We start from the raw sequence: 5,785 nt of genomic DNA on the forward strand, positions 1-5,785 counted from the left end.
CGACAGGTTACCTGGATTGGGAAAAAATGGGGCATTTTCTCCCGGCATACATTTTATTTCAAGCCCGTGGGCCATGGGGTGAAGATCGAAAGCATTGAAACCTTTTCCGGCCCCATGCTTTTTGTGGCAAGGCTTGTGGGCATCCCCGGCCGTCTCCACAAACTGACCCGGCATCTGCTTGCCGCCATTCAAACTACAGCTGAATGCCGCATGCGTGAAAAACCCAAATAAAGGAGCCTGTCTTGGATTACCATGATTTAAAGCCCCGAATCACCGGCATAAAGATTGAAATCCCGTTAAATCCATGCCGTGCTGTCGGGTACAGTTACCTGCAGCTTATCGGCAAGTTCTTCCAGGGTCTGCGATAGCCTGGCCATGTTCTCGTCAAGCCTTTTTTTATTTGGGGTCCAATCCGCAGGACATTGATTCTTTAGCTCCTCCAGGCCTTCTTCGATACTGTCGACCAGAGATTTTAATTGTTTTGCACTCTCTGCATGCGTTGAATCCGAAACCTCTTCCGCCTTTACGATAACATCGTATAAGCCGGCCTTTAAACCGATCAGCCGTTTATAGGAATTGTCACAATAATCCTTTACATCATTCATGGAACTGCCTCCTTTTCTGCAATTACAATTTGATGGTGCCGTAAAAAGTCCAATATCTGCGTTACGCGCAATTTCTCAGAATTTCACGTACGGCTAACTAAGTACGCTGCATTCTTCGAAATTGCGCAAGCCTTGATCTTGAACTTTTTACGGCACCATCTGAAATCAGACTTTTTACGGTGCCATCACAATTTGTATGGTGAAATATAAGCACTTCTCATGCCCCTGCCAGCAAATCCTTCCGCTGATGGAAACCAGCCGCAAGGACACGGGCAATGCAATCAAAAACCGGCACGAAAAAACCGGGTGAGGTAAAACACGTAAAAGCCGGCAAAAAGGCCCTGGGCGGTTCCCCAGGCAATGTCGACCACGGCAATAAACACCGGGTAGCCCTTAACAAATGACAGGTTGGTCAGATCATATGTGCAGTAAAGGGCAAACCCGGCAAACGCGCCGGTGCAAACGGCTGCAGCAAGGCGGTTTTCCACCATGATTGCAAGGGAGACAAACACCGCAAGCGCCAGGGCAATGATTGCCTGGGCCAGGATTCCCACCGGCAGGTTAAAGACGATCCGCCCGTTTTCAACCGATGACAGATAGCTCATCTGCCTGAAATAAAGATGCCGGGCAACAACAGCCAGCCACAGCATATCGGCCACGATAAAAATCACAATGGCAATGCCCGCGACCTTGAAAAACGCGGCAGAAAAAAAATAGTTCATAATCCGAGCTTCCTTTTAATAGATAATCGTTGCGCCATGATTATTATAAATTAGTGGTGAAACATGGATTGTGCAAAGCAGATTTCTCTGATCAGAGGCCAAGCCGGAAAGGACTGAGAGTGAAAACAAAATCGCATGTGTGCATTGGTGTCCTGCTGGCATGGCTTTTCATTGTGGTTTGTCCCGCAGGCGCCCAGGCACCCGACTTTGCCAAACAAAAAAATATAGATGGCCATACCCTGACCCTCTGCGGTACGGGTGTGCTGCGCTACATGGTCTTTATAAAGGCCTACAAAGGCGCATTTTATCTTGAAAAGGGCAAAACCGCAGACCAGGCCACAGACCACCAGTCGGCCCGCTGCCTGGTGCTTCACTATTTTCATGCCGTCAAGGCCGGCGATTTTGCCAAGGCCACCAGGGAAATGATCAAAAAAAACGTCTCTTCGGACCGTTTTTCCTCCCTTTTGCCGAAAATCGAAAAATTTAACGACTTATACCGCGACATCAAGCCCGGGGACCGTTATACGGCCGCATATACCCCCGAAAGCGGAACCCGTCTGTGGCTCAATGACAAACTTCTGGGCGGGGTTAAAGGCGCAGCCTTTGCTGCTGCGTTTTTTGCCATCTGGATCGGTGAAAACCCCATAGACGAAACTTTCCGGGATCGCATGCTTGGAAGGGACCGGTAGTGAGAAAGCTTTCCGCCGCAGCAAAGGCAGCCTATTCTGCCCCGGCATTTGCCCTGGCAGTGGTGGGTATTCCGGTATATGTCTATATTCCAAAGTTTTACACCGACGTGGTGGGGGTTCACATCTCGGCTCTGGGCGCCATTCTTCTGATTGTCCGGCTGTTTGACGCGTTTACCGACCCGGTTATCGGCATTTTCTCAGACCGGCTGCAGACACCCATGGGAAGGCGGCGGCCGCTTATCGCCGCGGGTGCCGTGCTTACGGTTTTTGCCATTGCGCTGTTGTTCAACCCGCCTGAAGAAATGGCCGCAGATGCGGCAGGCCTGTATTTCATGGCCATGATATTTGCTTTGTTTTTATTCTGGACCGTGGTCATTGTCCCGTATGAGTCCCTGGGCCCGGAGCTGACCTTTGACTATAATGAGCGCACCGCCCTGTTTTCCATGCGCGACGGCGCCTTGATTGCCGGTACGGTGATTGCCGCAGCCATGCCGGGTGCAGTCCGGTGGGCCGCCGGTACAGACGCCAGCGCGGCCGGTGAACGCCAGACCTTTTTTATCCTGTCTCTGATCTATATCCCCCTGATTCTGGGGGCCTGCGCATGGTGCGTGACTGCTTTCCGGGAACGGCCCCGGCCGGCAGAACGATCAGAGCTCCGGATTGGTCAATGGATCCGTGCAAGCCTGGCCAACCGGCCCTTTCGGATCCTTTTGATCGCTTACACCATCAGCGCCATCGGCAACAACCTGCCGGCGACCCTGATTCTTTATTACGTGGAGTATGTGCTGGAATCTTCCAAAGCGGATTTGTTTCTTGCCTTGTATTTTGTCACAGGCATTGTCTTTCTGCCCATGTGGGTGTATTTGGCCCGCCGGACCGGCAAAAAGGCTGCCTGGATCGCTTCCATGGCCATTAATACCGGCGCGTTTTTCTGGGTATTTTTTCTGGGCGCCGGAGATGAGATGGTATACGGTATCCTGGTGTTTCTCTCCGGCATTGGTTTCGGGGCGACGCTGGCCATCCCTTCGGCCATCCAGGCCGACGTGATTGACTATGACGAACTGATTGCCGGCGACCGGCGGGAAGGGCTGTATATCAGCCTGTGGTCCATTGCCAAAAAACTGGCCGCAGCCGCAGGCGTGGGTGTAGGCCTGGCCCTGCTCGGGGTATCCGGTTACCAGCCCGGTGTCATTCAGTCCGATTCCGTGATTCTGACGCTGCGCGTGCTGTATGCGATGGTTCCCTGTGTGTGCAATGCCATCGCCATTGTCATTGCCCTGTACTACCCCATCAGCGGAGATATTCACCTGCGCATCCGGCAGGCCATCGAAGAACGGTCCGCAGGCCGGGCGGTTGCGGATCCCCTGGTTTCCGGGCGCATCATTGGCAAGGCAGAAACAGAGCAGGGATAAACGGCCAACAAACAGAAACCTAAATTGAGCGTTTCAGATTTTTAAAAGTAATTAATTTTAAAGGATAACACCAATTTGTACTTTAAAAATCTGAAACCCTCCGGGATTTCCAATTTTACCGCAGCTACTGCGTCAGATGCAACCTCGCATAGTTGACTATAGCGAGTCTGCATCTTCCTTGTATCTACGGCAAACTTGAAAATCGCTCAATTTAGGAGAAAGTTGTTTTATGGACACTGTTATTTTATTTGCCGTGAATCTGGTCGCGGCTGCCGGGTTTATGACGGCCGGCTGGGTAATCAGTCTGGTGCGCAGAAATGCCGCTGTTGCCGACATTTTCTGGGGTCCGGGTTTCGTGCTCGTGGCTTGGCTGACATTTTTCCAGGCAGACGGGATTTTCATGCGAAAGCTCCTGCTGGCCCTGATGGTGACCATCTGGGGCCTGCGTTTGTTTGTCCATATTTCCGGGCGCAGCCGGGGCAAGGGAGAAGATCCCAGGTATGCGGCCTGGCGGGCGCAATACGGGCAAAGGTTCTGGCTGGTGAGCCTCTACAGGGTGTTTTTGGTGCAGGCGCTTTTTTTGTGGGTCATTGCCATCGGTGTTCAGTACGGCCAGGTGGCTGCACAGCCCCCCCACCTGACATGGCTGGATGCAGCCGGCTTTTTGATCTGGCTTTCCGGCTTGATTATTGAATCTGTGGCCGATTACCAACTCCGGGACTTTCTGTCCGCACCGGAAAACCACGGCCGCGTGATGGACCAGGGCCTCTGGCATTACAGCCGGCACCCCAATTATTTCGGTGAAACCCTGGTCTGGTGGGGCATCTTTATTATCGTGCTGTCTACACCCCTGGGATTTTTGACCATTGTCAGCCCGCTGGTGATTACGTACACATTGCTGCGGCTCACCGGTGTATCTCTCATGGAGGAAACCGAGTTTTCCGATAACCCAGAATACCAGGCATACATCCGGCGGACCAGCGCGTTTGTGCCCTGGTTTCCACGAAGTCGCTAAAAAAAAAGGAGATAGCATGGCAAATGAAACCAACCTGGATATTGCAGTGGCGGGCGGCGGGGTGGCCGGGATTGTTGCCGCATACCTGCTTGCCCGCCACCATCGGGTGACCCTGTACGAAAAAAACAGCTATGTGGGCGGCCATACCCATACCATCGAAGTCGATGAAGGCAATGGATCTGCTGCATGCGTGGACACGGGATTCATTGTTTTCAACGACCGCACCTATCCCAATTTCATCCGGTTTATCAAGCAGCTGGGCGTATCCCGGCTGCAAAGCGCCATGTCATTTACCTACTGGGACCCGGGCATGGGGTTTACCTACAACACCACCCGTCCCTTTGCAGACAAAAAAAACCTGCTGCGGCCGTCGTTCTGGCGCCTGCTGTTTGAAATCGACCGGTTTAACAAAACAACACGGAGACGGCTTGCACAAAACCGCCTGGCGGGCATGACCCTTGGTCAATACTTGCGACAGGCCGGATTTTCCGCTGCATTAACACAACATTACGTCACACCCGTAAGTGCCGCCATATGGTCCACGGGCCAGCGGGATATACTGGATTTTCCGGCGCAAACCTTTGCCCGGTTTTTTGAAAACCACGGGCTGCTGTCTTTTTCCGGCCAACCCCGGTGGTATACCATCCAGGGCGGCAGCCATGCGTACGTCAAGGCCTTTTTAAAAACATTTCCGGGCACGGTTCACACCGGCTGTCCGGTGAAAAAAATCGCCCGGGAAAACGGGCGGGTACGGCTATGGACCCATGAAGCAGAAGCCACCCATGACAAGGTGGTGATCGCCGCCCATGCAGACGAGGCGCTGGCAATGCTGGCAGACCCTTCTGATGCCGAGACAAAACTGCTTTCTGCCTGGCAGTATGCGCAAAACCGGGTCATCCTGCACCGCGACACCAGCTGCCTTCCCCCCCTGCAGGCGGCCTGGGGCTCCTGGAATTACAGGCAGGGGGCGGGAAAAAGCCAACGCGGCCCTGCAACCCTGACCTATTACATGAACCAGCTACAGCAGCTGGCATCAGCAAAGCACTACTGCGTCACCCTGAACCCGGATTATCCCATAGACCCGGGGCATATTATCGCGGATCTAAATTATGCGCATCCCATGTTTGACAAAGACGCTGCTGCTACACAGCTACATTTGCCCGGCTTAAACGGGGTTAACAACACCTGGTTTTGCGGCAGCTATTTCCGCTACGGTTTTCATGAAGACGCGGTGATGTCGGCTGCGGCCGTGGGACATGATTTCGGGATTAGGTTATGAATTCAAAAATTTACACAGGCTTTGTGGAACATACCCGGCATCTGCCGGTGTATCATCATTTTC

General features: G+C 53.0%; 7 protein-coding genes. 5 read left to right on the forward strand and 2 right to left on the reverse strand.

Features of this window, described 5'->3' with window-relative positions:
* On the forward strand, nt 1-231 hold a 231-nt coding region (locus tag R6U41_RS13770), incomplete at its 5' end, for a hypothetical protein (protein WP_410270421.1).
* A 65-nt stretch (nt 232-296) separates the two neighbouring features.
* Here R6U41_RS13770 and R6U41_RS13775 read toward each other — a convergent pair.
* On the reverse strand, nt 297-605 hold the full coding sequence (locus R6U41_RS13775; protein ID WP_410270422.1) for a hypothetical protein: 309 nt from the start codon (nt 603-605) through the stop codon (nt 297-299).
* Between the two features lie 281 nt (nt 606-886).
* Nucleotides 887-1,327 (reverse strand): DUF2177 family protein, encoded by a 441-nt coding sequence (locus tag R6U41_RS13780; protein ID WP_410270423.1) that lies wholly within the window; start codon nt 1,325-1,327, stop codon nt 887-889.
* Between the two features lie 119 nt (nt 1,328-1,446).
* Here R6U41_RS13780 and R6U41_RS13785 point away from each other — a divergent pair, with 119 nt between their 5' ends.
* The 4 genes from R6U41_RS13785 to R6U41_RS13800 all read left to right on the forward strand — a co-directional run bounded on the left by R6U41_RS13785 (nt 1,447) and on the right by R6U41_RS13800 (nt 5,722).
* Nucleotides 1,447-2,016 (forward strand): chalcone isomerase family protein, encoded by a 570-nt coding sequence (locus tag R6U41_RS13785; RefSeq protein ID WP_410270424.1) that lies wholly within the window; start codon nt 1,447-1,449, stop codon nt 2,014-2,016.
* Entirely contained in the window at nt 2,016-3,428 is a 1,413-nt protein-coding gene (locus R6U41_RS13790) for an MFS transporter (RefSeq protein WP_410270425.1), read from the forward strand. Before R6U41_RS13785 ends, R6U41_RS13790 begins: the two co-directional genes overlap by 1 nt.
* A gap of 229 nt (nt 3,429-3,657) precedes the next feature.
* Nucleotides 3,658-4,443 carry a DUF1295 domain-containing protein gene (locus R6U41_RS13795; protein ID WP_410270426.1) on the forward strand — a complete coding sequence of 262 codons (786 nt, stop codon included), beginning with the start codon at nt 3,658-3,660 and terminating at the stop codon, nt 4,441-4,443.
* A gap of 16 nt (nt 4,444-4,459) precedes the next feature.
* Nucleotides 4,460-5,722 carry an NAD(P)/FAD-dependent oxidoreductase gene (locus R6U41_RS13800; RefSeq protein WP_410270427.1) on the forward strand — a complete coding sequence of 421 codons (1,263 nt, stop codon included), beginning with the start codon at nt 4,460-4,462 and terminating at the stop codon, nt 5,720-5,722.
* The last annotated feature ends 63 nt before the right edge of the window (nt 5,723-5,785 follow it).

Source organism: Desulfosalsimonas sp. (assembly GCF_046483245.1).
Lineage (GTDB): Bacteria > Desulfobacterota > Desulfobacteria > Desulfobacterales > Desulfosalsimonadaceae > Desulfosalsimonas.